Origin of the sequence: Parapedobacter koreensis, assembly GCF_900109365.1 — a bacterium.
GTDB lineage: Bacteria > Bacteroidota > Bacteroidia > Sphingobacteriales > Sphingobacteriaceae > Parapedobacter > Parapedobacter koreensis.
On record NZ_FNZR01000009.1, the window covers coordinates 80,676 to 106,616 of the forward strand.

General features: G+C 46.9%; 24 protein-coding genes. 14 read left to right on the forward strand and 10 right to left on the reverse strand.

Going from position 1 to position 25,941, the window contains the following annotated elements; all coding sequences use genetic code 11:
* Positions 1-9: 9 nt before the first annotated feature.
* The 6 genes from BMW65_RS19010 to groL all read left to right on the forward strand — a co-directional run bounded on the left by BMW65_RS19010 (position 10) and on the right by groL (position 5,528).
* Positions 10-1,260, forward strand: a complete 1,251-nt coding sequence (locus BMW65_RS19010; protein WP_090607863.1) for a sigma 54-interacting transcriptional regulator — start codon at positions 10-12, stop codon at positions 1,258-1,260.
* Between the two features lie 29 nt (positions 1,261-1,289).
* On the forward strand, positions 1,290-1,799 hold the full coding sequence (locus BMW65_RS19015) for an LptE family protein (RefSeq protein WP_090608148.1): 510 nt from the start codon (positions 1,290-1,292) through the stop codon (positions 1,797-1,799).
* A 56-nt stretch (positions 1,800-1,855) separates the two neighbouring features.
* On the forward strand, positions 1,856-2,890 hold the full coding sequence (locus BMW65_RS19020) for a hypothetical protein (protein WP_090607865.1): 1,035 nt from the start codon (positions 1,856-1,858) through the stop codon (positions 2,888-2,890).
* A 14-nt stretch (positions 2,891-2,904) separates the two neighbouring features.
* Positions 2,905-3,243 carry a preprotein translocase subunit SecG gene (secG, locus tag BMW65_RS19025; RefSeq protein WP_090607867.1) on the forward strand — a complete coding sequence of 113 codons (339 nt, stop codon included), beginning with the start codon at positions 2,905-2,907 and terminating at the stop codon, positions 3,241-3,243.
* A gap of 265 nt (positions 3,244-3,508) precedes the next feature.
* Positions 3,509-3,784 carry a co-chaperone GroES gene (gene groES / locus BMW65_RS19030; RefSeq protein ID WP_079718112.1) on the forward strand — a complete coding sequence of 92 codons (276 nt, stop codon included), beginning with the start codon at positions 3,509-3,511 and terminating at the stop codon, positions 3,782-3,784.
* Between the two features lie 106 nt (positions 3,785-3,890).
* Positions 3,891-5,528 carry a chaperonin GroEL gene (groL, locus tag BMW65_RS19035; RefSeq protein WP_090607869.1) on the forward strand — a complete coding sequence of 546 codons (1,638 nt, stop codon included), beginning with the start codon at positions 3,891-3,893 and terminating at the stop codon, positions 5,526-5,528.
* Positions 5,529-5,612: 84 nt separating this feature from the next.
* Here the strand turns inward: groL and BMW65_RS19040 are convergent, their stop codons facing one another.
* The 5 genes from BMW65_RS19040 to BMW65_RS23935 form a co-directional block, all read right to left on the reverse strand.
* Positions 5,613-5,948 carry a nucleotide pyrophosphohydrolase gene (locus BMW65_RS19040; RefSeq protein WP_090607871.1) on the reverse strand — a complete coding sequence of 112 codons (336 nt, stop codon included), beginning with the start codon at positions 5,946-5,948 and terminating at the stop codon, positions 5,613-5,615.
* Positions 5,949-5,972: 24 nt separating this feature from the next.
* Complete coding sequence (gene dtd, locus BMW65_RS19045; RefSeq protein WP_090607873.1) at positions 5,973-6,431, reverse strand: D-aminoacyl-tRNA deacylase; 459 nt, start codon at positions 6,429-6,431, stop codon at positions 5,973-5,975.
* Between the two features lie 27 nt (positions 6,432-6,458).
* A complete protein-coding gene (locus BMW65_RS19050; protein ID WP_090608150.1) occupies positions 6,459-7,694 on the reverse strand; it encodes a PQQ-dependent sugar dehydrogenase in 1,236 nt (411 codons plus the stop codon).
* 131 nt (positions 7,695-7,825) lie between these two features.
* On the reverse strand, positions 7,826-10,291 hold the full coding sequence (locus tag BMW65_RS19055) for a TonB-dependent receptor (RefSeq protein WP_090607875.1): 2,466 nt from the start codon (positions 10,289-10,291) through the stop codon (positions 7,826-7,828).
* 373 nt (positions 10,292-10,664) lie between these two features.
* A complete protein-coding gene (locus BMW65_RS23935) occupies positions 10,665-10,922 on the reverse strand; it encodes a hypothetical protein (RefSeq protein WP_143053932.1) in 258 nt (85 codons plus the stop codon).
* A 229-nt stretch (positions 10,923-11,151) separates the two neighbouring features.
* On the opposite strand from BMW65_RS23935, the gene hemA reads away from it, so the two are divergent.
* The 4 genes from hemA (at position 11,152) to hemL (ending at position 16,558) form a co-directional block, all read left to right on the forward strand.
* Positions 11,152-12,393: a glutamyl-tRNA reductase gene (hemA, locus tag BMW65_RS19060; RefSeq protein ID WP_090607876.1), complete on the forward strand. Its 1,242-nt coding sequence runs from the start codon at positions 11,152-11,154 to the stop codon at positions 12,391-12,393.
* 97 nt (positions 12,394-12,490) lie between these two features.
* Positions 12,491-14,125, forward strand: coding sequence for a hydroxymethylbilane synthase (hemC, locus tag BMW65_RS19065; RefSeq protein WP_090607878.1), 1,635 nt, complete (start codon positions 12,491-12,493; stop codon positions 14,123-14,125).
* A 50-nt stretch (positions 14,126-14,175) separates the two neighbouring features.
* Positions 14,176-15,147 (forward strand): porphobilinogen synthase, encoded by a 972-nt coding sequence (gene hemB / locus BMW65_RS19070; RefSeq protein ID WP_090607880.1) that lies wholly within the window; start codon positions 14,176-14,178, stop codon positions 15,145-15,147.
* 31 nt (positions 15,148-15,178) lie between these two features.
* A complete protein-coding gene (gene hemL, locus BMW65_RS19075; RefSeq protein WP_090607882.1) occupies positions 15,179-16,558 on the forward strand; it encodes a glutamate-1-semialdehyde 2,1-aminomutase in 1,380 nt (459 codons plus the stop codon).
* A gap of 25 nt (positions 16,559-16,583) precedes the next feature.
* On the opposite strand, the gene argC is transcribed toward hemL, so the two are convergent.
* From argC to BMW65_RS19095, 4 genes are all read right to left on the reverse strand, one after another.
* Positions 16,584-17,612, reverse strand: coding sequence for an N-acetyl-gamma-glutamyl-phosphate reductase (gene argC / locus BMW65_RS19080; RefSeq protein ID WP_090607884.1), 1,029 nt, complete (start codon positions 17,610-17,612; stop codon positions 16,584-16,586).
* Between the two features lies 1 nt (position 17,613).
* Positions 17,614-18,801: an argininosuccinate synthase gene (gene argG / locus BMW65_RS19085; protein ID WP_245747701.1), complete on the reverse strand. Its 1,188-nt coding sequence runs from the start codon at positions 18,799-18,801 to the stop codon at positions 17,614-17,616.
* A 19-nt stretch (positions 18,802-18,820) separates the two neighbouring features.
* Complete coding sequence (locus BMW65_RS19090; protein ID WP_090607888.1) at positions 18,821-19,531, reverse strand: N-acetyltransferase; 711 nt, start codon at positions 19,529-19,531, stop codon at positions 18,821-18,823.
* A 367-nt stretch (positions 19,532-19,898) separates the two neighbouring features.
* Positions 19,899-20,657, reverse strand: coding sequence for a class I SAM-dependent methyltransferase (locus BMW65_RS19095; RefSeq protein ID WP_090607890.1), 759 nt, complete (start codon positions 20,655-20,657; stop codon positions 19,899-19,901).
* A 62-nt stretch (positions 20,658-20,719) separates the two neighbouring features.
* Between BMW65_RS19095 and BMW65_RS19100 the strand changes: the two genes are divergently transcribed.
* Positions 20,720-20,953 (forward strand): hypothetical protein, encoded by a 234-nt coding sequence (locus tag BMW65_RS19100; RefSeq protein WP_090607892.1) that lies wholly within the window; start codon positions 20,720-20,722, stop codon positions 20,951-20,953.
* Here BMW65_RS19100 and BMW65_RS19105 read toward each other — a convergent pair.
* A complete protein-coding gene (locus tag BMW65_RS19105) occupies positions 20,943-23,066 on the reverse strand; it encodes a S9 family peptidase (RefSeq protein ID WP_245747694.1) in 2,124 nt (707 codons plus the stop codon). The two genes, BMW65_RS19100 and BMW65_RS19105, sit on opposite strands and share 11 nt — an antisense overlap.
* Before the next feature lie 228 nt (positions 23,067-23,294).
* Here BMW65_RS19105 and BMW65_RS19110 point away from each other — a divergent pair, with 228 nt between their 5' ends.
* The 3 genes from BMW65_RS19110 (at position 23,295) to nth (ending at position 25,885) form a co-directional block, all read left to right on the forward strand.
* Entirely contained in the window at positions 23,295-24,926 is a 1,632-nt protein-coding gene (locus BMW65_RS19110; protein WP_090607894.1) for a S8 family peptidase, read from the forward strand.
* Positions 24,927-25,009: 83 nt separating this feature from the next.
* On the forward strand, positions 25,010-25,213 hold the full coding sequence (locus tag BMW65_RS19115) for a hypothetical protein (RefSeq protein WP_143053933.1): 204 nt from the start codon (positions 25,010-25,012) through the stop codon (positions 25,211-25,213).
* Between the two features lie 12 nt (positions 25,214-25,225).
* Complete coding sequence (nth, locus tag BMW65_RS19120) at positions 25,226-25,885, forward strand: endonuclease III (RefSeq protein ID WP_090607898.1); 660 nt, start codon at positions 25,226-25,228, stop codon at positions 25,883-25,885.
* Positions 25,886-25,941: the final 56 nt, after the last annotated feature.

The window sequence follows — 25,941 nt, forward strand, 5'->3', positions numbered from 1 at the left end:
ACATAGAAAATGGATATTCAAGACATCAAAAATAGATTCGGGATCATAGGCAATTCGCCCTTATTGAATCGGGCCATCGATATAGCCCGGCAAGTAGCTCCTACCGACATATCTGTGCTCATCACCGGTGAAAGTGGCAGCGGCAAGGAAGTGTTTTCACACATCATCCACCAGCTCAGCGCACGCAAACATGGCCCTTTCATTGCCGTCAATTGTGGAGCAATACCAGAAGGCACAATAGATTCTGAACTTTTTGGGCACGAAAAGGGTTCTTTCACCGGTGCGCATGAGGCCCGAAAAGGTTATTTTGAAGTCGTAAATGGCGGCACGATCTTTTTGGATGAGGTAGGCGAATTACCATTAGGCACACAGGCCCGGCTGCTGCGCATCCTGGAAACTGGAGAATACATACGTGTCGGCTCGTCAAAGGTACAAAAAACCAATGTGCGTGTGGTGGCTGCTACGAATGTGGACATCTATGACGCTGTCCAAAAAGGCAAATTCAGGGAAGACCTTTATTATCGGCTCAATACGGTACCCCTTCGTACACCTGCCCTGCGTGATCGCAAGGAAGATATCCACTTGCTTTTCCGCAAATTCATCGCAGACTTCACGGATAAATACCGCAGTCCCAATGTGCAGCTAACCGAAGATGCGCAACAGCTGCTGGCCAATTACCCTTGGCCCGGCAATGTGAGGCAATTGAAAAATATTGCCGAACAAGTTGCCGTGCTGGAAAAAGAACGCCTAATAGACGCACGGATACTCCAGCAATACCTGCCAACGGACAATAGGAATACCTTGCCCATACATGTAGCATCTGGGGGAAACGATGATTTCTCCGAACGCGATCTGCTCTACAAAGTGCTTTTCGATATGAAGAAGGATATGGTGGAGTTAAAAAAATTGGTCGTTGAAATCATTCAAAATGGGATTAATTCGAGGATAGTCGAGGATAATTCACCCTATATCAATAAATTATACCGGGAAGTTGATAGTTCTACACCGGAGCAGTTGGTACCGCCTTCTACCTTGACCATCCACCATTCGCCTGCTGCGGGACAAAATGACGATTTTCATTTCCATACCCAGGAGGCTGAAGAAATAGAAGAAGAATCGCTTTCATTGGTAGAGAAAGAATCTGATTTAATTAAAAAAGCACTCAAAAAACACAAAGGCAAGCGCAAATCCGCCGCACAAGAACTCGGAATATCTGAGCGGACCTTATACAGAAAGATAAAGGATTTAAACCTTAATTGAACAGGATGATGGCATCAAAAATTATGGCAATGAGAAACCGTTACGTATTGCTGTTGTTTTCGGCCCTACTCATCCAAGGGTGTGGCGTCAAATATGGTTTTACCGGCGGGTCTATCCCCGAAGGAACCACAACATATACCGTAGAATTCTTTGAAAATACCGCACCGATAGTTTATCCTACACTCAGCCAGACATTCACCGAGGCACTCAAGGAACGCATCCGAAGCCAATCAAGCCTCAGCCAGGTAACCACAGATGGGGATGCTATTTTTGAAGGGCGGATCACGGGCTATAGCATTGCACCAGCCGCCGTGGAAGCCGGTACCGATCGCGCTGCACTCAACCGGCTTTCAATTACGGTCAACGTAAAATACACAAACAATAAGAAGCCTGAAGATAATTTTGAACAGCCATTCACCCGTTTTAAGGATTTTTCCTCGGCTGGGGGATCCATCCCGGCCCAAGAAGAATCACTGATACGCGATATAAACGTCATGCTTACCGAAGATATTTTCAACAAAGCATTTGCAAATTGGTAAACAGGCTAAATACAAGCGCCATAAATAACTTTGGTTGTCTTTAACAAGAATAGGTAGTGGAGCATATAGATTACAAAACGTTATACAACAAAGTATTGTCCAATCCGTTGGATGCCGATGCGGAAACATTGGCAAAACTGATCGACAGGTATCCCTATTCGCAGCCCTTACGTTATATTCAGGCGAGAAAGGACTATCAGGAGCAGGGATTAGCCAATGGTGACACCGCATTATTATACACCTCGTTTACCGATTGGTTGCTGGCCTATGTAATTTCCGATGAAGGAGACACAGGTGATGCAAACTTGAATGACGAGGTAGCATTACAAGACGAAGCAGCATTACAAGACGTCGTACCACCAGCAATAGAAGTAATAACTGCTGCGTCTGAAACCACAGGTGACGATCCGGATGCGATTGACCAGCCAGGCAATGAAGCCGAACTAATCGAGCACCCGTCAAGCATTGATTATTTCGTTTTCGAAGAAAAAACCGACAATAAACCCGTGGGAGAGGAGACCGAAGACGCTTCCCAAGAAGTGGTACCGCTATCACAGGCGACGCCGCACGAACGGGTGAGCCGTTATAATGACGAGCATATGCCTTATAGTTTTCTTTGGTGGCTTCACAAAACCCGTATTGAGTTTGCACACACGTACCAACCTTATGCACCGCTGGACGACAGATTACCAGATGCGGATAAATTGGAAGAGGAACAGGTATTAGACCAACAAATCAAGGAGCACATTTTCCACCTGCAATCTCCGGAGGAAAAGTTGAGCGCTGAGCACAGGGCCCAAACCGTGCCCTTCCAAATCCCCAAAAAGATAAATCCTGTCATCGAACGTTTTATCCGCGAAGAACCCCAAATCAAGCCTCCTCCCGCAGATAAAATTGACTTGGAAAATAAAGCACGGAAAAGCGCCGAAGATCAATTGACACTGGTTACGGAAACCTTGGCAAAAATATATGTGGAACAAGGCTTATATCCCAAAGCCATAGCCATCTATAAAAAATTAAGTTTGAAATATCCCGAAAAAAGTGCTTACTTTGCCACCCAAATAGCTGAGTTAGCGAATAAATTAACGTAACGGAATAAAGAAAAATGCAAACGTTGTTGATCATATTGATTATTTTGGCCTGTATCCTATTGGCTTTCCTCGTGCTCATCCAAAATCCCAAGGGCGGTGGGTTAGCAGCCGGTTTTGCTGGTGGCACTAACCTGATGGGGGTGAAACGTACGGGCGACATCTTGGAAAAAGGCACTTGGGGATTGGTGATTGCCATTATGGTATTCTCACTGCTTATAAATATCATGGGCCCATCTTCCGGTTCAGGCGGCAGTGGTTTGACCGATCAGATCACGCCTACAGCTCCTGCAACTTCCCCTGTCCCTCCGGCAGAAATCCCGGGCACCGTACAGGATACAGACACTACGCAATAAAATACAAGGATATAATTCCCATTGACACTTGCTCAAGGCTTGAAGCCTCCGGTAAAAACCGCGAGGCTTTTTCTTTTATTCCGGATTGCATGCTGCCATCTACACTGACATCCTGACATCATGATGACGAAAACCCCGCCCAATATCGGGTTGTAAAAATGAAAAAATGGCAAGGCTATACTGGAAAATCAAGAGTTGGCATAGTTGATGAGGTAAGGTGGGAGGAAAAATTAAAACACATATTAAATTAAAAATAAGATCAATTATGGCGTTAAGTATTAAACCTATCGGAGACAGAGTGGTGGTGGAAGCCGCCCCTGCAGAGGAAAAGACCGCATCAGGTATCTATATTCCGGATACCGCCAAAGAAAAGCCACAGCGCGGAACAGTAGTGGCTGTCGGTGCAGGAAAAACGGATGAACCTTTGACTGTAAAGGTAGGCGATCAAGTGTTGTATGGCAAATATGCCGGCACCGAAATCACTTATGAAGGAAAAGAATACTTAATCATGAAGGAATCCGATATCTACGCTATCGTATAAGCAAGTAGCGATCGGACCTGTGGTGTATTTCTTCATTCATGGGTACTTAATCATTTAATGGTAAACTTAAAAGTTACAAGTTTAACATCTCAAATCAATTAAAAAAATGGCGAAACAAGTAAAGTATAATGTAGAAGCACGTGATGCGCTAAAAAGAGGCGTGGACACGTTGGCAAATGCGGTAAAGGTGACATTAGGCCCACGCGGACGTAATGTGATTATTGAGAAAAAATTTGGTTCTCCTTCAATCACTAAAGACGGCGTTACCGTTGCAAAAGAAATTGAATTGAAAGACGCGCTTGAAAATATGGGCGCACAGATGGTGAAAGAAGTGGCTTCAAAAACTGCTGATCAAGCAGGTGACGGTACCACCACCGCCACGGTGTTGGCGCAAGCCATCATCGCTCCCGGCTTGAAAAGTGTAGCTGCTGGTGCTAATCCAATGGATCTGAAGCGCGGTATCGACAAGGCTGTTGCTACGGTAGTTGAAAGTCTGCAAAAACAATCACAAACGGTAGGTGAAGACAACAACAAAATCAAGCAAGTAGCCAGTATCTCCGCAAACAACGATGAAGTGATCGGTGCATTGATCGCAGAAGCGATGGAGAAAGTCGGTAAAGACGGCGTTATCACGGTTGAGGAAGCCAAAGGCACGGAAACAGAGGTTAAAACAGTAGAAGGTATGCAGTTTGACCGCGGTTACCTTTCGCCTTACTTCGTGACCAATACGGATAAAATGGAAGCCGAATTGGAGAGCCCTTACATCCTGATTTACGACAAGAAAATCAGTAACATGAAGGAATTGCTTCCCATCTTGGAAAAACAAGTACAAACGGGCAAACCCTTGTTAATCATCGCAGAAGATCTTGACGGTGAAGCTTTGGCAACCTTGGTAGTCAACAAAATCCGTGGCTCACTGAAAGTAGCTGCAGTAAAAGCTCCAGGCTTTGGCGATCGCCGTAAAGCCATGTTGGAAGACATCGCCATCCTTACAGGGGGTACAGTTATTTCTGAAGAAAGAGGATTCAAATTGGAAAATGCCGACCTTTCTTACTTGGGACAAGCGGAAAAAGTGGTTGTTGACAAAGACAACACCACCGTCATCAACGGCTCTGGCAATCCTGAGGACATCAAAGGTCGCGTAAACCAAATCAAAGCGCAAATCGAAACAACCACTTCCGACTACGATCGCGAAAAATTGCAAGAGCGTTTAGCTAAGTTGGCCGGCGGTGTAGCGGTATTGTACGTAGGTGCGGCTACCGAAGTGGAAATGAAAGAGAAGAAAGACCGCGTAGACGACGCTTTGCATGCAACCCGTGCTGCCGTGGAAGAAGGTATCGTTGCAGGTGGTGGTGTTGCTTTCATCCGCGCCAGCGAAACATTGAAAGACCTTAAAGGCGCCAATGAAGATGAAAACATCGGTATCGAAATCATCAAACGTGCCATTGAAGAGCCGTTGCGCCAAATCTGCAACAACTCCGGTATCGAAGGTGCTGTAGTGGTACAAAAAGTGAAAGAAGGCACAGCTGACTTTGGCTACAATGCCCGTACAGATAGCTATGAGAACCTGATTGGTGCAGGTGTAATCGATCCAACCAAGGTGACACGCATCGCATTGGAAAATGCTGCTTCCATCGCTGCCATGTTATTGACTACCGAAGTCGTATTGGCAGACGAGCCAGAAGAAGAAAAAGCTGGTGCTGGTGCTCCCCCGATGGGCGGAGGCATGGGCGGAATGATGTAAGAATTGTCCCGATATGTGTCGGGAACTATCATATACGCAAAAACGGTACATCACATGATGTACCGTTTTTATTTTAGTCGTTTTTTATTTCAGGTCGTGAAGCTTATTGTTATTCCGGTGTCGATCTGCATCCCGGATATTTTTCTTTTCCAGGTTTTTAGCTAACGCTTCCGTAAGGTCAATACCCGTCTGATTGGCCAAGCAGATAAGCACAAAAAGTACATCCGCCATTTCATCAGCAAGGTCTACCTGCTCATCGGATTTCTTGAAAGATTGCTCACCATATTTGCGCGCCATGATGCGGGCTACCTCCCCTACCTCTTCCATGAGGATAGCCGTATTGGTCAGCTCATTGAAATAACGGATGCCTGTCGTATTGATCCAGCGATCAATTTGTTCCTGCGCTTCTTTAATGGTCATAGCAAAAGCTTCGTCGGTTTTTATTTAATGGTTGTCTTTATCCCGGGTATCCATAATGATGGTTACAGGCCCATCGTTGACGAGTGAAACCTTCATATCAGCGCCAAATATCCCGGTGGCTACCGGTTTGCCCAAATGAGCTGAAAGTTCCACCACCATTGTTTCATACAGCGGTATAGCTTTGTCAGGTTTCGCCGCACGGATAAATGACGGGCGATTACCCTTTTTTGTCTGTGCAAATAGCGTAAATTGGGATATCAACAAAATATCGCCGCTGATATCGTGGATGGCTCTGTTCATCAATCCGTTTTCATCCCCGAACACACGCAAGCCGGCAATCTTTTGGGCCAGCCATGTCACATCTTCATGGTCATCGGTTTCCTCAACGCCCAATAATACCATAAACCCTGGCCCAATGGCTCCGGTAATGTCGCCATTTACCTTGCATGAAGCTTCAGATACCCGTTGGATAACCGCCCTCATTTCATTCAGAACACCTTGGCGAGCTACTTATTTGCCAATCCGATAAAGCCGCCCGCCGTCCGTAACCGCGTAAAGTGCACCATCGTTACCTTGTTTCACATCACGGAAACGTTGGGCTTGATCCTCCAACAGCCGTTCTTCGCCTACCACCTTATTGTCTACGATAACCAACCGCGCAATATGCACGCTGCTCAGTCCTGATATAAATAAGTTGTTTTCCCATTCGGGGATTGAATTTCCCTTGAAGAATGTAATACCACTGGGTGACAACACAGGATCATAATAATACACGGGCTGTTCCATTCCTTCTTGTTGCTGGATAGCATCGCCAACCTGGTTGCCGTTATACTCTATGCCATAAGTGATGGTTGGCCAGCCATAATTTTTGCCCGGCTGGATGAGGTTCACCTCGTCACCCCCGCGAGGGCCAAATTCGGTTTCCCAAAGATCCCCCGTGACCGGATGGATGGCCAGCCCCTGTACATTACGATGTCCATAGGAGTAAATCTCGGGCCGGGCATCGCTATTACCTTCGAAGGGATTGCCCGCCGCGGGTTTGCCATCCGTCGTAATCCGCAGCACCTTTCCCAATGCCGAATTCAACTCCTGAGCCTGTGGCCTGGTCACGATATCCGAGCGTTCACCCGTACTTACAAATAGGTTGCCATTTTTATCAAACAAAATACGCCCACCATAGTGCAGATTACTTTTGTGGGCCGGAGTGGCCTGGTAAATCACCTGTGCATTTTCAACGGTCTTTTCATCGGCAGCTAAGCTTCCCTTGGCTACAGCAGTAAGCGTTCCATTCGGTGTGTCTTGGGAAAACACCCAATAGATCATGCGATTGCTTTCAAAAGCAGGGTCAATGGTAATACCCAATAAGCCACCTTGGCCGTCAGCATTTACTGCAGGAATACCTGTAATCGCATCGCTTAACCCACCGTCTGCCGTAGCAATCCGAAGCGTTCCTTCTTTCTCGGTAATCAATAGCCGTCCGTCCGGCAAAACGGCAATACCCCATGGCCTGTTGAGTCCTTCACTCAACACCTTTACGTTGTAGGGTGAATTGGTTTTTACACCAGCGATCCGGGTTTGCCCCTCAAAAGCCGGCTTGTAAGTCGAATTGGCTGCTTTAGTTTCTACAGGTGCATAAGTCGAGTCTGCTTGTGTTTGGTCCGTTTCCTTGGACGCAGACGAGTCGCACGCAGCAACCATCAAGGTTAGTCCTGCAAATGCGCCTATTGTTCTTAGTGTGTATTGCATAGTGAAAATTTTCCCTAAAGATAACGACATTTTGGCCATAAAGTCAATGGCAGACCCACACACAAAAAAGCAAGTGCACCATTATTTTTACAATAGTGCACTCATCATCATCCATTTAAGGCCACACTGGGCTAAAATCGAACATTCAGTCCCAGCAGGAAATTTGCTGTCGCCTGTGGATAATAGAAATTATAATCCACCCTATCCGTTTCAGACAAATAGTACCCCCAGGTATACCCGCTCGATGAATATTTTTCGTTAAAAACGTTGTTGACCAGCAACGTTACCCCCACGTTCTTTAATTTCCACAATGAGGTATTGTATGCCAATCGGACGTGATTCACCAAAAAACCGTCGATGCTTCGGCCGGTATTGCCTGTATTGTCAAGGTATTGCCGAGACACATACTTACTGAGTAGCGCAAGTTCAACGAAGTTCCACGGTTTAATACCCAATTCACTTGACGCCACCCAATTCGGTGAAAATGAAATAGCCGTGGTTTCATAAAAATTCTCCACATCGCCCACCACTTCCGTGAAATCTTTGATCTTGTTCTGACTATAAGCCAGTGTCGCTCCCCAAGTAAGCCAACGCACCGGTGCCCACCTACCGTCAAATTCCAATCCGATACGGTAGCTATCATCGACGTTTCTACGCAAAGTTGCCCCCACATCATTGAGCTGCCCGGTAAGCACCAGCTGGTTCTTGTAAAGCATGGCGTAGCCATTTAACCCAACAGTAAACCGCGGTGATCGGATGCGGTAGCCCGCCTCAATATCATGTAATTGCTCGGCTTTGGGCGTTTGATCAACAGGCCAGTCCGTAAAATCGCTGCGTACCGGTTCTTTGTTGGCCAATGCATAGGAAACATATAAATTGCTTGCAGCCGACAAATGGTAGGTAAGCCCCACCTTGGGATTAAAGAAATCATATGTAGCATCCTGCGTAATGTCGCGCAGATCGTTGTCTATACCCGCGATGGCATAGTCGATATGCCGGTACTGGACATCCGCAAACAAAAACCAGTTGTCTAATTGATAAGAAGCTTTCACATACGTATTGAAGTCTTTTTTCGTCGCCTCTCCATCATAGTAGCGATATGCGGTTTGGAATACCCCTTCCGGCCCAGCAGGATATACCCTATCCGTAGCCAATGGGTATTCGGACCAAACGATATCACCATAATGCCCACCTTTGTATTGATTATACCCACCGCCCCACATCAGCTCAACACCAGCGTTGTTATCAAATACCAGCGAGTAAGTACCCCCGTAAAAATGATTATCCAGCCACCGTTGGCGCACGAGATCTGTCTCTGCTATCGTATTGTCACCGATAGCAATGGGAGACAGCCCGTAATCGGCAAAGTCATCTCCATCACGAAATTGCTCATAATACCCTTTACCGCGCGTATAGTGGAGGGCTGTATTCAACGTGAGCCGTTCATTCAGGGCCGAGGAAAACAACAATTGGTAATGTGTCTGTTGGTAATTGTCGGTCTCATTGTCGTACAGATATTTGTTATACCGCCGATCCGAGCGCAGCAGGTTTTCAATTTCATAGTCGGTCAATCCGTCGTCTCCCGCATAGGCCTCCATGGCAGCGACATCGCCTGTAAGCCGGGATTCTGGCGTGCCATACCATGCTTGGTATGTTTTCTCTTTACCACCAAATACATTGGCACGCAGCAAGCTGTTTTTGCCATGCCAAGCACCCGATAGGAAAAACGATTGTAGATCGGAGGTGGCACGGTCGATATAACCGTCGCTTTTGATACGGGACAGCCGTCCATCAAAGCTAAATTTATCATCGATAAGCCCTGTCCCCAGCCGCACCGTGTTTTTCCACGAATTGTAAGAACCAAAAGAATTATCCAGTTCAGCATACGGCTCCGCATTGAGGGTATTCGTCTGGATATTGAGGCTGGCACCAAAAGCACCCGCGCCGTTTGTAGACGTACCTACCCCACGCTGTATTTGTATGTTATCTACTGAAGAAGCAAAATCCGGCAAGTTGATAAAAAAAGAGCCGAGGCTCTCTGCATCATTCAATGGGATGCCATTGACAGTTACATTCGTACGCTGCGCGTCACTCCCCCGTATGCGCATACCTGTATATCCGATACCAGCGCCAGCATCAGACGATATCACCACACCCGGTGTTTGGTCGAGCAGGTAGGGGATATCCTGCCCAAGGTTGTTTTTGGCGATATCCGCTTTGCTCAGATTTTTGTAGGTAGTAGCCGTATTTTCGGTAGCACGTGTAGCCTGCACCACTACTTCCTCCGTCAAGAACGCGGTCCTTTTCAGCGACAAATGGATCTGTTGATCACCGTCAAGCGAGACCTCCTGTACTGCGGACAGGTAGCCCAGGTGGCTCACTGTAACGGTATAAATACCCGCTTTCACATTGCGGATAATGGCCTCACCATTAGCACCGGTCTGGCCTTGATACATGGTTCCCTCCAAACGTACGGAAGCCCCTGGCATGGACTCGCCACTATCGGCATTGGATACCATCACTGCTAGGCTATGCTGCGCCATGGAAATTCCTGCATACGCAAGAAATGCGATTCCTGCAATTAACTTTTTAAACATCTATAACCTGTAATTTTAGTTAAACCTTACTGTCATAAGGGGCCCATGGCAGTCCAATTATTTAACTTACCTTCCCTACGCCGGCATTATCCGGATCAGGTGCTTGGCGCCACGCGCCAATGGGTATAATCTCAGCCTTTATTCGTGTCTGTCGGTACAAACAAGGCACCCCTAATTGATGGAGCAAATCTATGTTATTTTTTACGCTATAGCAAATCGTGTATTTTTGTTGTTAATGGAAGGATTTTATTTTGCCAATTTCTGCTGGCCGCAGGGGCTTTTTTATTTGCTTTTGCGCTCATGGCTTTCCGTCGCTCGCCGCTTGGGTCTTTGCTACGGTTGGTAGTGCATCAACCTGCTTGCCGCAAATCCCCTATGTGGCATTTAATGGTGTACGGAGATTTCTTGCGCGCAGCCGCACGCGGATAAATTCATGGCCGGACCGGCTTAGGCCGCAGAGGAAGCCATCGGCAGCGAAGCATCCCCCGACGGAAATCATCGGCGCAGCGGACGTGGTTAAGCAGCCCGACGAAGCGAAGCGTAGGCCTTGTACTTGGGGGCGTCTGCGGGATGCGTCCGGGAATGCCGCAACGGATGGCGACGGAGCGGCCAGCCGAAGCAGCTTGCGCACTTGGCTGCCTCCAAGTGCGAGCCCCGCCGGCTTGAGGCGAAGAGAAGCAGGTCGCTTCCAGCGACAAAGGCCCGCACGGCCGCACGGGCATAAATTAAACCTTCATTTTCTCAAAACAACCCCCTAATTTATAACCATTCTAAATATCTGTGTTTTACACGTTTCTGACACAGGTCAGCAGATAGATATTGTACTTTTGTTACCGGAAATTAGTGAGTATAGTACAACCTTGAAGAATCTCAAAGTCATAGCGTTCACCCACAAACATGTGGATCTAAAGGATTTAGGCAACCTTGTTATTTGCAACGAGGAACTGGAGAGTCGGCTAATTAGTTTAAAAAATAGCTTTGACATCCCTGAAATTTTTTACATCGGCACTTGTAACCGTGTGGAGTTTGTCTTTTATGGAGCGCATGAGTTGAAGCCGGAGTTTGTCAAAGAATTTATGCACAAGCTCAATTTCTGTGTTCCATCGGAGCGGCTGGAATGTTTCCTCGGACAGGTAACCACCTATGAAGGCCTTGATGCGCTGAATCATTTGCTGCGCATGTCTTGTTCCCTGGAGAGCTTGGTGGTTGGCGAAAAGGAGATCCTTGCCCAGGTGCGCAGGGCTTACGAACGTTGCCGACAAAGCGGGTTTACAGGCGATTTTTTGCGGTTGGTAATGAATTGCCTGGTCAAAACGGCCAAAGAGGTATATACCCACACGCGGATATCCCGTAATCCGGTCTCCGTAGTTTCGCTTGCTTATCGCAAACTGCGGGAAATCAAATTGCATGACAATCCGCGCATCCTCATCATCGGTGCCGGTGAAACCAATCAAAACATTGCTAAGTACCTACAGAAGCATCGGTTTTCCAATTTCGTAATATTTAACCGTACATTAGGAAATGCACTCGCATTGAGTACCGAACTCAATGCCAAAGCTTTCCCATTGAGTGAGTTGCCTTATTATAAAGGTGGTTTCGACATGATGATCACTTGTACAGGTGCCCCTGAAGCCATCGTAGACATTGCCCTTTATCAATCACTCCTCAATGGAGAGACGGACAAAAAGGTCATTGTGGATTTAGCAATTCCAAACGACGTCCATCCAGATGTGCTCCAACACCATCCTATCCACTACATTGAGGTAAGTGGTTTACAGGCCATAGCTTCCAAAAACTTGCAGGAACGCTATGAAGAACTGGCTCATGCAGAACGTATCATTGCTGAAAACATCCGCGAGTTTATTCCCCTATTAAAGCAACGCCGGGTTGAACTGGCCATGCGTGAAGTCCCCGAAAAAGTAAAGGAAATTCGGTCGTTTGCACTTAATGAAGTCTTCGCCACTGAGGTCAATGCATTGGACGCCAATTCGCGTCAAGTGCTTGAAAAAGTGATCGATTACATGGAAAAAAAGTACATCAAGGTACCCATGGTCATGGCAAAAGACATTCTGGTAAAAACAAATCCGATAGACATCAATTAAATTGATTGGCTGCTTTCATTCTGTCTTCATTCATCCGCCCATGGATATTCTTTTGATATATCCGTTCGGGTAATACTTTTATTCGTTAAATTTGCTTATGCTAATAGAAGAACCCTTGGTAAAAACTGCGGCAAGCACACAAAAAACAGACCGAACACTCATCATAGGCACTCGTGGCAGTGAGCTGGCTTTGTGGCAAGCCAACTATATCAAAGACAAGCTGGCTGATATTGGCGTCAGTGCCGAACTCAAAATCATCAAAACTCAGGGTGATATTGTACAGCATTTACGATTAGACAAGCTTGAAGGGAAAGGTTTTTTCACAAAGGAATTGGAAGAAGAATTGCTGAATGGCAGTATTGATTTAGCCGTTCACTCGCATAAAGACCTGCCCACAGTGCATCCGGCGGGGTTGATTATTGCTGCCGTGAGTTCCCGCGAGGATCCCTCCGAATTGCTCATTATTCACAAAGATTGCGTAGATCTCAAAAAAAGGCTGGCACTGAAGCATAACGCCATTGTAGGCACCTCATCAAATCGCCGAAAAGCGCAACTGCTGGCCTTACGTCCTGATTTGGAATTTGATGACCTGCGGGGCAATGTTATTACACGTGTCGAAAAGTTGCGGGATGAAAATTATGACGCTATCATGCTTGCCAAAGCCGGCCTTACCCGCATAGCAGCAGATTTAAGTGATTTCCATGTGGAGGAATTGCCCCCCGTAGAAATCATTCCTGCTCCAGCTCAGGGCGTATTGGCGGTGCAAATCCGTGAAAACGATAAGCAACTGTATGACATCTTACAAACCATAAATGATGCTGACGTAGCCGACACTATTGCCGTGGAGCGTAAAGTATTAAACCTATTCGATGCAGGATGCCATGCTCCCCTCGGCTGTTATTGCCGCAAGCAGGAAAGCAAGTATGAGGTGTGGACGTCAAAGGCGGATGAGCAGGAAGAATTTCCAGATCGCCTCTACCTTTCATCAAGCAGTACGGAAGGCTTGGCCGAACGGATTGCCGCCAAATTTGACAAAAACCGCAAATTCCCCTCCCAGGTGTTTATCACGCGGGACATTTCAGAAACAAGCTATTTCCACAGGGCTATGGCCAAACACGGCATAGCGGTGGAAGGTCGTTCCCTCATCCGGATATTCCCCATTATTAATAAGCTTGACCCCTACATCCTCAAATATGTAGATTGGATTTTCTTTGGCAGCAAAAATGGCATTGAAAATTTCTTCCGGCTCCAACCACGTCTCAGCAAGCGGACAAAGTTTGCTGTCATCGGCCGCGGATCTGAAGAAATGCTCCGGCAATTTGGTTATGCACCCGATTTTTCAGGGGAGCAGCTGGGCATCAATATGGATGAAATAGCTATTGAATTTGCCAAGGTAGCGGCAGGAACTACCGTATTGATCCCAAGGGCCAAGGATTCGCTTGAAACGATACAAAAATCATTGACAACAGATACGAAGACGATTAATCTACCAGTCTATCAAACCCGGATGGACACCAATGTAGATAAATCAAACGCTGATGTCCTCATTTTTACCAGCCCAACCAATGTAGAAGCTTATTTCGTGGACAATTTAGTCGATCCCGGGCAAAAAATCATTTGCATAGGGCGCTCCACAGGCAAACGGATCGAAGAACTGGGCCTTTCATATACCCTCCCCTATTCGCCGGATGAAATTGGATTGGCCGAGGCGGTTTTTGGGCTGGACTATTGATGTTGGAAAGGACAGGGATGTTACGGATTAAAAAAAGATACTAAACACACATGTTGATACGACCCAGAAGGAACCGCAAATCGTCGGTTATACGCGATATGGTGCAAGAGACGCAGTTAAGCGCCGCCAACTTCATATTTCCTCTATTTATCATCGACGGAAATAATTTACAGACCGAAGTAGCTTCTATGCCTGGTATTTACCGGTATTCCATTGATAGGCTATTGCATGAAGTAGAAACGTGCATGAATCTCGGATTACGTGCATTTGATCTGTTTCCCAACATCGATGAATCACGCAAAGACAAGTATGCTACGGAAAGCTACAGGGAAGGAAGTTTGTACCTCCGTGCCATCAGCGAAGTAAAGCGGCATTTCCCCGAAGCATGCATCATCACCGATGTGGCTATGGATCCGTATAGCAGCGACGGCCATGACGGCCTTGTCGAGAAGGGCGAAATCCTTAATGACGAAACCCTCGCTATCCTAGCCAAGATGGCTCTGGCCCATGCACAAGCCGGCGCAGATATTGTTGCTCCCTCGGATATGATGGACGGCCGTATTGGTTACATCCGCAATGTGTTGGACGAAAACGGCTTTGCCAACGTATCCCTCATGTCGTATACCGCCAAATACGCCAGTGCATTCTACGGGCCCTTTCGCGATGCCCTAAATTCGGCCCCAAAACATGGGGATAAAAAAACGTATCAAATGAATCCGGCAAATCAGCGGGAAGCCTTGATTGAAGCCGAATTGGACACGCAAGAAGGTGCCGACTTCCTCATGGTGAAACCAGCGTTGGCATATTTGGATATCATCAAATTGCTTAAAGACAATTTTGACCTTCCAATAGCCGCATACAATGTAAGCGGCGAATACGCCATGATCAAGGCTTCGGCCCGCAACGGTTGGCTCGATGAACAACGGGCCACCATGGAAGTCCTCACGGGCATAAGGCGGGCAGGTGCCACCGCCATACTCACCTACCACGCCAAGGAAGTGTTAGCAAAGAAATGGCTTTAAGAATCTCAGGACAAACACGATCAAATTTATAATGCTAAATTCACTCAAAAAAGCTTTCGGCGGAAACGACGAACCCCGGCCTTCGTCCGGGAAAAAAGGGGATATAGTCCGAGAGAAGTCTGCCGAACTCTATGAGAAGGCCAAAACTTACTTTCCCGGTGGGGTCAACTCGCCCGTGCGGGCATTCAAATCGGTATATGGCACGCCTTTATTCATTGAGCGCGGCGATGGCTGTTTTCTTTGGGATGCAGATGGCAATCAGTTCATCGATTTCTGCTGTTCATGGGGCCCGCTTATTTTGGGGCACAACCATCCCAGAATACGGGAAAAGGTGACCAAAGCATTGGAAAAAGGACTAAGTTTCGGTGCCCCGACTGCCTTGGAAAACGAACTTGCCGAGCTGATTATCAAGCATAACAAATACATCGAAAAAATCCGTTTTGTCAGCTCCGGCACCGAAGCAGTGATGTCTGCCATTCGCTTGGCCCGCGGATATACCGCCCGCGATAAAATTGTCAAATTCGAAGGTTGCTACCACGGCCATTCAGACTCGTTGTTGGTCAAAGCCGGATCAGGGTTGGTTACCTTTGGCGAAACGTCTTCTGCTGGTGTGCCCAAAGCATTTGCAGATGAAACCATCGTCATCCCCTTGGACGACCGGACAGCATTAGAAACTGTTTTTTCGGATTTTAAGGAGCAGATTGCAGCGGTCATCATCGAAGGGATTCCATCCAACAATGGCCTGCTTATCCAAGAAAAGGAATACATCCAATTTCTGAGGGATATCACCAAGGAAAATGGCTCTTTGCTTATTTTCGATGAGGTCATCACCGGCTTTCGCCTGGGCTTTGAGGGTGCCGCCGCTCACTATGACATACAACCAGATATCATCACGTATGGCAAGATCATAGGAGGCGGTATGCCTGTAGGTGCTTATGGCGCTTCTGCCGAGTTGATGCGTCTTATCTCTCCAGATGGCGGCGTCTACCAAGCAGGCACCCTATCCGGCAATCCTGTAGCCATGGCGGCTGGGATCGCACAGCTCACCGAGCTGCGTACGAGCAACTTCTATAAAAACCTCAATACCAAGGCAGAAGAGTTCACAGGAGCCATCCAGCGGTATGTAAAAGCCAAAAACTACCGGGTCAATATCTTCAATGTAGGTTCAATTTTCTGGTTTGCCTTTACAGATAAAGCACATATCCGGGCTGCAGGTGATATCGATCCGGCCAGTATGGAGTATTATAAAGCCTTTCACCGCGAATTACTTAACCGAGGCATTTACCTCGGCCCCTCAGGTTATGAGGTCGGATTTGTCTCTGCTGCGCACAGTAAAATCGAATTAGAAAAAGCCAAGCGCGCGATTTTTGAAAGTCTGGATGAAGTATTTCGGCATAAGCCTGCGGTTTGATCCGCAAGCTTGTGCCCAGCCTATGCTAAAATCCTACGCTTTTCAATCGTAAACCTGCGGTCTCTTCAAGCCCGAATAGCAGGTTCATGTTCTGAACGGCTTGGCCGCTGGCCCCCTTCAGCAGGTTATCAATAATGCTCACAATAAAGAGCTTGTTGCCATGTTTTTCAACATGCAGGATGCATTTGTTGGTATTCACCACCTGTTTCAAATCGATGTTTGCCCCGCTTACGTGGGTAAAGGGATGCAATGCATAATACGCATCGTATAAGGCAACAGCCTCCACTTCATCGAGGTCACTATCCAGATAAATGGCGGATAAGATACCCCGTGTAAAATCACCTCGTTGGGGGATGATATTGATGCGTTGTTGCGCTTTTTTCAATAATACGCTTTCATCTTCAGGCAGGAAACCTGGCTGTAGTTTTTCCAACGACTCACTTATTTCCTGCAGATGTTGGTGCGCAAAAGCTTTGTAGGCTGACAGGTTATTGTTGCGCCAGCTGAAATGCGAGGTAGCGGAAGGTTTTTGTCCAGCACCTGTAGAACCCGTTGTTGCATTGATATGGATTTGGTTTGGCAACAATCCCTTAGCTGCCAGCGGCAATAGGGCCAGTTGGATACCAGTAGCAAAACACCCCGGATTGGCAATGTACTGTGCATTACGGATGGCCTCACGTTGCAGCTCGGGCAAGCCATACACAAAAGACACCCCTTGATATGCTGTATGGGTACTCAATCGATAATCCTGTGAGAGATCAATGATCTTGACACGCGGGTCAATGGCGTTGGCCTCCAAAAATTTCCGCGCGTCACCGTGCCCCACACAGAGAAACAATACGTCGATATCATCATGATAGGTATCGCTGAAGCGCAAATCGGTATCACCGAATAAGTCAGCATGCACATCTGATACCTTGTTGCCTGCATTGCTGGCACTATGTGCGAATACGATATCGACATCAGGGTGATAAATCAGGATGCGCAGCAATTCGCCACCGGTATAACCCGCCGAACCTATGATGCCTATTTTGAGCTTGAATCCGCGTTCCATCCTACTTCGCATTTACTTTATGCCAAATGGACACCTGGTTGCCAAATATTTTCGAAAAACCTTTCACATCATCGCCTGTCCAAGTATTATTCATTTCGCCGTAGCTTCCAAATTTGCTGGACATCAGATCGTGTGCCGATTCAATACCGATTACAACGAACCGGTAAGGGTGCAATTCCACGATGACTTTGCCGGTAACGGTTTCTTGGGCGCTTTGCAGGAACGCCTCGATATCACGCATAACGGGGTCATGTAACTGCCCTTCGTGCATCCAGCTACCATAAAATGCAGCCAGTTGGTCTTTCCAGCTCAACTGCCACTTGGTCAGCGTATGTTTTTCCAGTGTATGGTGCGCCTTTATGATGATCAAGGGTGCCGCAGCCTCGAAGCCCACCCGGCCCTTGATACCGATGATGGTGTCGCCTACGTGGATATCCCTTCCGATACCATACGGCTGGGCAATGGCCTGCAATTCCTGAATCACCCTTACCGCGCCGATACGTTCACCGTCCAATGCCACGGGCTCACCTTTTTCGAAGTCGATGGTGATGCGGCGGGGTTCGTTTGAAGTCGCGGGTGTGGGCCACGCTTCCTCCGGCAACGTCTCATGGGATGTCAGCGTTTCTTTTCCACCTACGGAAGTGCCCCATATACCTTTATTGATTGAATACTTCGCCTTTTCGGCGCTGAATTCCACACCATGCTTATGTAAATATTCGATTTCTTCCTCTCGGCTCAATTTCAGGTCACGGATAGGTGTAATGATTGCCACCTCCGGAATTAGAATATTGAAAATCATATCAAACCGCACCTGGTCATTGCCGGCCCCGGTGCTCCCATGCGCCACGTATTCCGCACCTATTTGCTTCGCATAATTGGCAATAGCCGTGGCCTGGCTCACCCGCTCGGCGCTTACTGAAAGCGGGTATGTGGCATTTTTCAATACATTGCCGAAAATAAGGTATTTGATACTGCTGTCGTAATAGTTTTGTGTTTCGTCTACCACGGCGTGCGATTTGACGCCGAGGGAATAAGCCCGCTTCTCAATTTGCGCCAGTTCTTGCGATGAGAATCCACCGGTATTGACGATGACCGAATGCACTTCTAAACCCAGATCCCTGGATAAATAAATACAACAAAATGAGGTATCAAGCCCCCCACTAAATGCTAATACGACTTTCTTCATTATTATTTATTGAGTTATGTGACTATACCGCTTTCGGGTGCCGGGCGATAAAGGCGGTAACCATCTTCTTGGTGGATTTCCACAATTTTGCCTCGATGCGCTTCAAGAGCGACGACTTTTTGGTAATTTGTTTCAACCGTTCTTTTGCTTTGGCTTTCATCTCGATCCGTTCACGCAATTCTTTTTCTTTCTCCACGGGATCCCACAGCATGGCCGTACACATGCAATTCTTGCGTTGCTTACTGGTCAGAATATCATAGTTGACGCAGCTTTGGCAACCTTTCCAAAATTCTTCATCCTGCGTAAGTTCCGAATAAGTCACCGGCTCATACCCCAATTCAGAATTGATTTTCATCACTGCCAATCCAGTGGTCAGTCCGAATATCTTCGCTTTAGGATATTTTTCCCTAGAGAGGTCGAAGATACGCTTTTTTATGGCCTTGGCCAAGCCTACCTTCCGGAATTCGGGATTGACCACCAAACCCGAATTAGCCACAAAGTCTCCATGACTCCACGTCTCGATGTAGCAAAAACCAGCCCATGCATTGTCTGACTTGCGCAATGCAATCACAGCCTTGCCCTCGCGCATCTTGTTTGCCACGTATTCCGGACTGCGGCGGGCGATGCCCGTGCCCCTGGCTTTTGCAGACTCAGCCATCTCATCGCAAATCTGCTCGGCATAACCAACATGCTGTTCGGTTGCAGGAATTACCAAAAAATCTGAAAGTTCCATTGAATGAAGGACCCCAAAAACTGAAAACAGCCAACCGAAGTTGTATGTTTTTAATGATGTTAAAAAACGCTAAATGTCATTGATGATGTACAGTTATCGGACCTAATTACTGTACGTTTTCGGAAAGGGATGCCCCACTATTAAGCCCGGGGCAATATGGGTCGTCGGAATCGAAGTACCGGTCGCTCGGCAGTTGAGTTTTCACACAAAAAACACATCATGCGATGCTGGAAGCACGACATGGTAGATACTGCGATTATAGTTTTTGTGTTCATCATTAAAGCTATTGCAGCCCTATTGCAATTTGGGTGCCAAATATAGGTTTTTTTTCTTTCATTGTATATTTTTTGACGAATTAATATTACATTTACATTTGCCCTACATAAACTTTGGTTAGATAGGCAATAGTTACCTGTCCAGCTACTTCATATTTATCAAACAACTCCCGAAGTGCTGACACCATGGCTGAATATCCCTCACTATTCTTTTGGGGCATATAAGAAGAGGATAATAACCTACCCTCCAATCCGTTATAATCAAGTTGCTGCGCATTAGGAAACGCCTTTAGCTGGTAAGCTTTAGGGCTATAAAAATCTCCTATTTCCTTTTCGCTGATATTCCGGTGATCTACTCGCTGGTAGTCCTGCGCATGGTCAATAACCAATCTTTCAAAAGCCTTCCCAAAATCGTCATCTTCCTGCCGCTCATTCCAAATAAGCACCACGAAGCCATTAGCCTTCAGTATTCGCTTAAATTCCGATTTGGCCTTCCTCCGATCGAACCAATGGAAGGCTTGGCCGGACAGGATGGCATCTACTGCTTGATCGGCTAAAGGAATATTTTCGGCCGTCCCATCCAATGCGGTGAAACGTGGGTAGCCCTGAAGGAGCTGAATCGATTTCTCACGCATTGGCTGATTTGGCTCTACACCAATTACCGTATATCCCTTTTTCAAAAATAACTCAGCGGAAATGCCCGTTCCACTACCGATATCTGCAATCACATGACCATCAGCCAAGCCATAGGTTTCCTGAAGAAAAGCAATAACTTCTGCGGGATAGTGTGGCCGATACTTCACGTAATCCTCCACGCGGCTACTAAATCTTGTCGTACTGTCCTGTTTCATTTGAGCAAAGTTAAAAAACCATATTTGCATTCCATGGGTTTTCTTCCGACCTTTGCGGCACTATGACTGGAACCAGTTGGTTTTTTATCGTTATTTTTGCCATACCGCTCATCGCTTTCCTCGTTTGGCTGATGAAACAGGATAAGCGTAAAGGGATATGGGGTATCATCATCGTTATCATCCTCACCGCCGGAGCCATATTCGCTTCCTCAAGGGCCAGTCGGAACGCTGTTGAAAATTTTGAATTACAAAAAAAAGAAGCACAAGGAAAAAGCACCCCTTCTCCTACTCCGTAATCCCTTCCAGTGCTAATAAAAATGCATATTCCAACGCCACTTCCTTGAGGTAGTCAAACCGTCCGGATGCCCCGCCATGTCCGAAGTCCATTTCAGTCTTTAGGAGAAGTACGTTATTGCCGGTTTTCATAGCACGCAATTTGGCTACCCATTTAGCAGGCTCAAAATATTGCACCTGGCTATCATGCAAACCAGTAGTTACCAATATATTCGGGTAATCCTTAGCCTCCACATTTTCATACGGCGAATAGCTTTTCATGTAGTCATAAGCCGCCTTCTCGTTGGGATTTCCCCACTCATCATACTCATTGGTTGTAAGCGGTATCGTTTCATCAAGCATCGTATTGACTACGTCCACAAATGGCACCTGCGCAACGATACCGTGCCAAAGGAGGGGTGCCATATTGGCCACTGCCCCCATCAATAATCCACCAGCACTACCACCCATTGCATATAGGTGTTCGGGAGCCGTATACTGCTGCTCCGTCAGAAATTGTCCACATGCAATGAAATCGGTAAACGTATTTTCCTTCTTCATCATTTTTCCATCTTCATACCATTGCCTCCCCATTTCCTGCCCGCCCCGGATATGCGCGATGGCATACACAAAACCCCTATCCAACAAACTCAACCGGCTCGAACTAAATGTCGGATCCATTGTCGCCCCATACGAACCATATCCATACAACAATAAGGGTGCGCTGCCATCTTTCTTGAATCCTTTTTTGTATACCAATGAAATAGGCACCTGGGTACCGTCTTCTGCGCGGGCATACAAACGTTCGGTCACATAATCCGCTACCTGATAACCTCCCACTACCTCCTGTTGTTTCAGCAAGGTCTTTTCACGGGTATGCATGTCATAGTCGTATGTGGATGATGGTGTGGTGAGCGACGTATAACCATAGCGCAGCGTAGTCGTTTCATACTCCGGATTGGTGGAAGGATATGCCGTATATGCTTCCTCACCAAAATCAAGGTAATGTGCGCTACCATCTTTCAAGTTGCGGATAGCCAATTGGGTAAGCCCATCCTTCCGTTCGGACACTACCAAGAAATCCTTAAACTCATCCACGTCTTCCAGCAACACATCCTCCCGATGAGGAATCACCTCTTTCCAGTTCGCTACGCCCGTTTGGTCCAGCGGACACTCCATCAATTTGAAGTTTGTAGCGTTTTGATTGGTCACAATGAGAAAACGGTCCTCCAGTGCCGTCACGTTATACAGCACGTCCTTCATGCGGGGCTGAAACACCTTAAAGGCACCTAATGGATTGTCCGCTTCCAAATAACGGGTTTCAGATGACAGCGTGCCACCCGAATAGATGTAGATGAACTTACCTGACTTGGCTTTCCCCACACCAATATAGTTTGTATTATCCGTTTCATGGTATACCGTAGCATCTTCCCGGCTATCCGTGCCCAATGTATGCCGCATAATCTTTTCGGTGAGCAACGTAGACGGGTTGTTTTTGGTATAAAAAAGCGTCCGGTTGTCATTGGCCCATACCGATCCGCCAGATGTGGCTGGAATAGCATCCGTCAATAGTTCGCCGGTTTCCAGATTTTTGACATGGATGGTATACTGGCGTCGTGATACGGTATCCACGCCATAAGCCAGCAATTTATTATCCGGGCTTATGTTGAATCCACCCGCAGCATAATACGGATGTCCTGCGGCCAAGGCATCGACATCAAGAAGCACTTCCTCAGCCGCTTCCAACGAGCCTTTCTTCCGGCAGTATTTATAATATTGCTTGCCCTCCTCGGTACGGGTGTAGTAATAATAGCCGTTTTTGAAATAAGGCACCGACTCGTCCTGCTCCTTGATACGACCTTTCATTTCATCGAACAGCTTGGCTTGCAGCGGCTCCGTAGCCTTCATCATCGTATCCGTATACTCGTTTTCCGCTTGAAGGTAGGCGACGACCGCCGTCGAATCTGCGCCCTTTTTAAAATAATCGTTCAGCCAGTAATAATTATCCATTACTGTATCACCATGCAGCGCCCGGATATGGGGTTTCACATCCGCTACCGGTGCAACAGCATCCGGCCATTCATAGGGTGTCCGACTAACGTTGGTTTGCGTACAGGAAGTAACTATCGTGCTCATTAGCAATATATAAGTAAATTTTTTATCCATGGCAGTAATCGCTGTCAAAAGTACCAATTCAAGACAAAATACATAAGCAAACGTATTACACATAACGTCTACTTCCATTACAAATGAAAGAATTATAATTCTTCAATTAAACTTTTCGTCTCGATATTTATCAAATTTTAACAATTACGTCGTAGCAATAAACAGTATATTTGCCCGCACACTTAAAAAAACCATTATATGGCGTTTCATAAACTGCTCAAAGCATTCCTCATCTTCTTGTTGCCCCTATTTTCTTTCGGACAAGCGAAAGACACTCCGCCAGCCAATTGGTTCAACCTGGATTATGAGCAGGATGGCGTAATGGGTATCAGTACGGAAAAAGCTTATGAGTTGTTATTGAAAGACAAAAAGAGTACCCCGGTAGTCGTGGCTGTAATCGATGGCGGTGTGGATGTAAACCACGAAGACCTGAAAGACATCATCTGGATAAATGAAAAAGACAGCGCCTCAACGGGCGACGACGCAGATGGTAACGGCTATATTAACGACAAATATGGCTGGAATTTTTTGGGTAATGCCAATGGCGAAAACGTACAATATGACAACCTGGAAGTAACGCGTTTAGTTCGGGTCTTGGAGCCTAAGTATGTATCTGTCCTTCCCACTACTCCCATGGATGGAGAAGAACGCCGTGAGTTTCAGGAATACCAAAAAATGGTCACTTATTATGCCAACAAAATGCAGGAGGCCCGGTTTGGTCAAATCAGTTACACCGGCCTTAAGCGCACAATAGACACGATAGTCACCCGCATTGGCAAGGAAAACCCCACACTTGCCGATTTTGACAGCTATCGGCCGGATGGCGACTTCGAAAAAATGGCCTTGCGAATTGTCAGAAAAGAATTGAAAGACAAACCGGATTTCCCGAAGTTTTACGAGGAATTGGAAGAAGGGGTAACCCATTTCAACAATCAAGTTGACTACCACCTCAACAAAGCATATGACTCCCGTTCCATTGTCGGTGACGATTACGAAAACAGCCGGGAACGTCATTACGGCAACCCAGACGTCGTTGGACCTGATGCTGAGCACGGCACCCACGTAGCCGGCATCATTGGCGCTGTACGCAACAATGACATTGGCATTAAAGGCGTGGCAGACGATGTACGCATCATGGTATTACGTACCGTGCCGGATGGTGACGAGCGCGACAAGGACGTAGCCAATTCCATCCGATATGCTGTGGAAAACGGCGCTAAAGTCATCAACATGAGCTTTGGCAAAGCCTTTGCCAAAGACAAACAGGTCGTCGATGATGCCGTACAATTTGCGATGGAAAATGATGTGCTCTTGGTACACGCCGCTGGAAACGAGGGACAGGACAACGACGCCAATCCCAACTTCCCCAACCGCAACTATGTAGACAGCTTAGGTATCAATAAAGGAGAAGCCGATGCATGGATAGAAGTAGGTGCTACCTCTTGGAAAAACGATGGCGATTTACTAGCCTCGTTTTCCAATTACGGTCGCCGATCCGTGGATGTTTGCGCTCCCGGTGTCGATATCCACTCCACCATGCCGGGCTCAACGTACAAAGACCAGCAAGGAACCAGCATGGCAGCCCCTGTTGTAGCCGGTCTTGCCGCGCTAATACGATCCTACTATCCACAGCTCCCTGCTATGGAAGTAAAACGCATCATCATGCAATCGGTCACACGCGTCGACCAACGGGTGAAGATAACGGGGCCTGACGGCCGGACTATGCGGGTGTCCATGAACGACGTCTGCGTAACGGGAGGTATCGTAAATGCATATAAAGCACTCCAACTCGCCGCAGCGCAAGCGACAGAATCCGAAAAAAAGAAATAATCCCGAAGGCGCATTCCCAGTACCATACTAATACACCATTTAGGACGTTATAATATACATATAGCAACTAATGACGGATGCTTATGACAGAAACGTATACCACCAAAAGCCCCGCTCGCGGGATCATCAAAAGACTAGACAAGGAAACTATTCGGTTAGATGTTGATGATCAACTATTCTATGAGTTGATCAAAAGTAAAATGGACACCATCCTCCGCCAGCCACATCCGGGAAGCATCACGAAAATTTCTTCCTATTCCAAGGCTTGGCGTACGCCGTTGACATGAGCGAAACAGCATATGCGCAAAAAGGAACGGTATCAGGCTTTTGTGGCCTATTTTTCCACGCACAACCCAGATGCACAGACCGAATTAAACTACAGCAATCCTTATGAGTTGCTCGTTGCCGTGATTCTTTCTGCGCAATGCACAGACAAGCGAATCAATCAGGTGACCCCCGCGTTGTTTAACCGTTTTCCCGATGCAGAAAGCCTCGCTGCAAGCACCCCTGATGAAGTATATACGTATATTCGAAGCGTAAGCTATCCCAACAACAAAGCAAAGCATTTGGTAGGCATGGCACAGAAGCTTGTCAATGATTTCGACAGCGTAGTGCCACAAAAGATTGAAGATCTCCAAAAATTACCCGGTGTGGGCCGTAAAACCGCCAATGTCATTGCATCTGTAGTGTATCAAGCCCCAGCAATTGCCGTAGATACGCATGTATTTCGAGTAGCAAATCGCATTGGGCTCACCGACAACGCAAAAACACCGCTCGCCGTCGAGAAACAATTGGTCAACTATTTACCTCAAGATACTTTGGCGATTGCCCATCATTGGCTAATTTTACACGGGCGATACATTTGTGTAGCCCGTAGGCCCAAGTGCGAGGAATGCCCGATTACAGGAATGTGTAGGTATTATGAGAAGAATCGGAAATTGAGCGCAGCGAAATCCTGAAGAATTTCGGGGCGAAGCCCTGATAAACGGCAGTGATATTGGGATCGGAAGTCATA

Bases quoted from the DNA above. Each gene is read 5' to 3' on its own strand.
- argC (WP_090607884.1), bottom strand. From the start codon at position 17,612: ATGGAACGCGGATTCAAGCTCAAAATAGGCATCATAGGTTCGGCGGGT.
- hemC (WP_090607878.1), top strand. From the start codon at position 12,491: ATGCTAATAGAAGAACCCTTGGTAAAAACTGCGGCAAGCACACAAAAA.
- BMW65_RS19040 (WP_090607871.1), bottom strand. From the start codon at position 5,948: ATGACCATTAAAGAAGCGCAGGAACAAATTGATCGCTGGATCAATACG.
- dtd (WP_090607873.1), bottom strand. From the start codon at position 6,431: ATGAGGGCGGTTATCCAACGGGTATCTGAAGCTTCATGCAAGGTAAAT.
- BMW65_RS19110 (WP_090607894.1), top strand. From the start codon at position 23,295: ATGGCGTTTCATAAACTGCTCAAAGCATTCCTCATCTTCTTGTTGCCC.
- BMW65_RS19095 (WP_090607890.1), bottom strand. From the start codon at position 20,657: ATGAAACAGGACAGTACGACAAGATTTAGTAGCCGCGTGGAGGATTAC.
- BMW65_RS19055 (WP_090607875.1), bottom strand. From the start codon at position 10,291: ATGTTTAAAAAGTTAATTGCAGGAATCGCATTTCTTGCGTATGCAGGA.
- BMW65_RS19010 (WP_090607863.1), top strand. From the start codon at position 10: ATGGATATTCAAGACATCAAAAATAGATTCGGGATCATAGGCAATTCG.
- BMW65_RS19115 (WP_143053933.1), top strand. From the start codon at position 25,010: ATGACAGAAACGTATACCACCAAAAGCCCCGCTCGCGGGATCATCAAA.
- hemL (WP_090607882.1), top strand. From the start codon at position 15,179: ATGCTAAATTCACTCAAAAAAGCTTTCGGCGGAAACGACGAACCCCGG.
- groL (WP_090607869.1), top strand. From the start codon at position 3,891: ATGGCGAAACAAGTAAAGTATAATGTAGAAGCACGTGATGCGCTAAAA.
- groES (WP_079718112.1), top strand. From the start codon at position 3,509: ATGGCGTTAAGTATTAAACCTATCGGAGACAGAGTGGTGGTGGAAGCC.
- BMW65_RS19105 (WP_245747694.1), bottom strand. From the start codon at position 23,066: ATGAGCACGATAGTTACTTCCTGTACGCAAACCAACGTTAGTCGGACA.
- BMW65_RS19090 (WP_090607888.1), bottom strand. From the start codon at position 19,531: ATGGAACTTTCAGATTTTTTGGTAATTCCTGCAACCGAACAGCATGTT.
- secG (WP_090607867.1), top strand. From the start codon at position 2,905: ATGCAAACGTTGTTGATCATATTGATTATTTTGGCCTGTATCCTATTG.
- BMW65_RS19100 (WP_090607892.1), top strand. From the start codon at position 20,720: ATGACTGGAACCAGTTGGTTTTTTATCGTTATTTTTGCCATACCGCTC.
- BMW65_RS19015 (WP_090608148.1), top strand. From the start codon at position 1,290: ATGAGAAACCGTTACGTATTGCTGTTGTTTTCGGCCCTACTCATCCAA.
- hemB (WP_090607880.1), top strand. From the start codon at position 14,176: ATGTTGATACGACCCAGAAGGAACCGCAAATCGTCGGTTATACGCGAT.
- BMW65_RS19050 (WP_090608150.1), bottom strand. From the start codon at position 7,694: ATGCAATACACACTAAGAACAATAGGCGCATTTGCAGGACTAACCTTG.
- nth (WP_090607898.1), top strand. From the start codon at position 25,226: ATGCGCAAAAAGGAACGGTATCAGGCTTTTGTGGCCTATTTTTCCACG.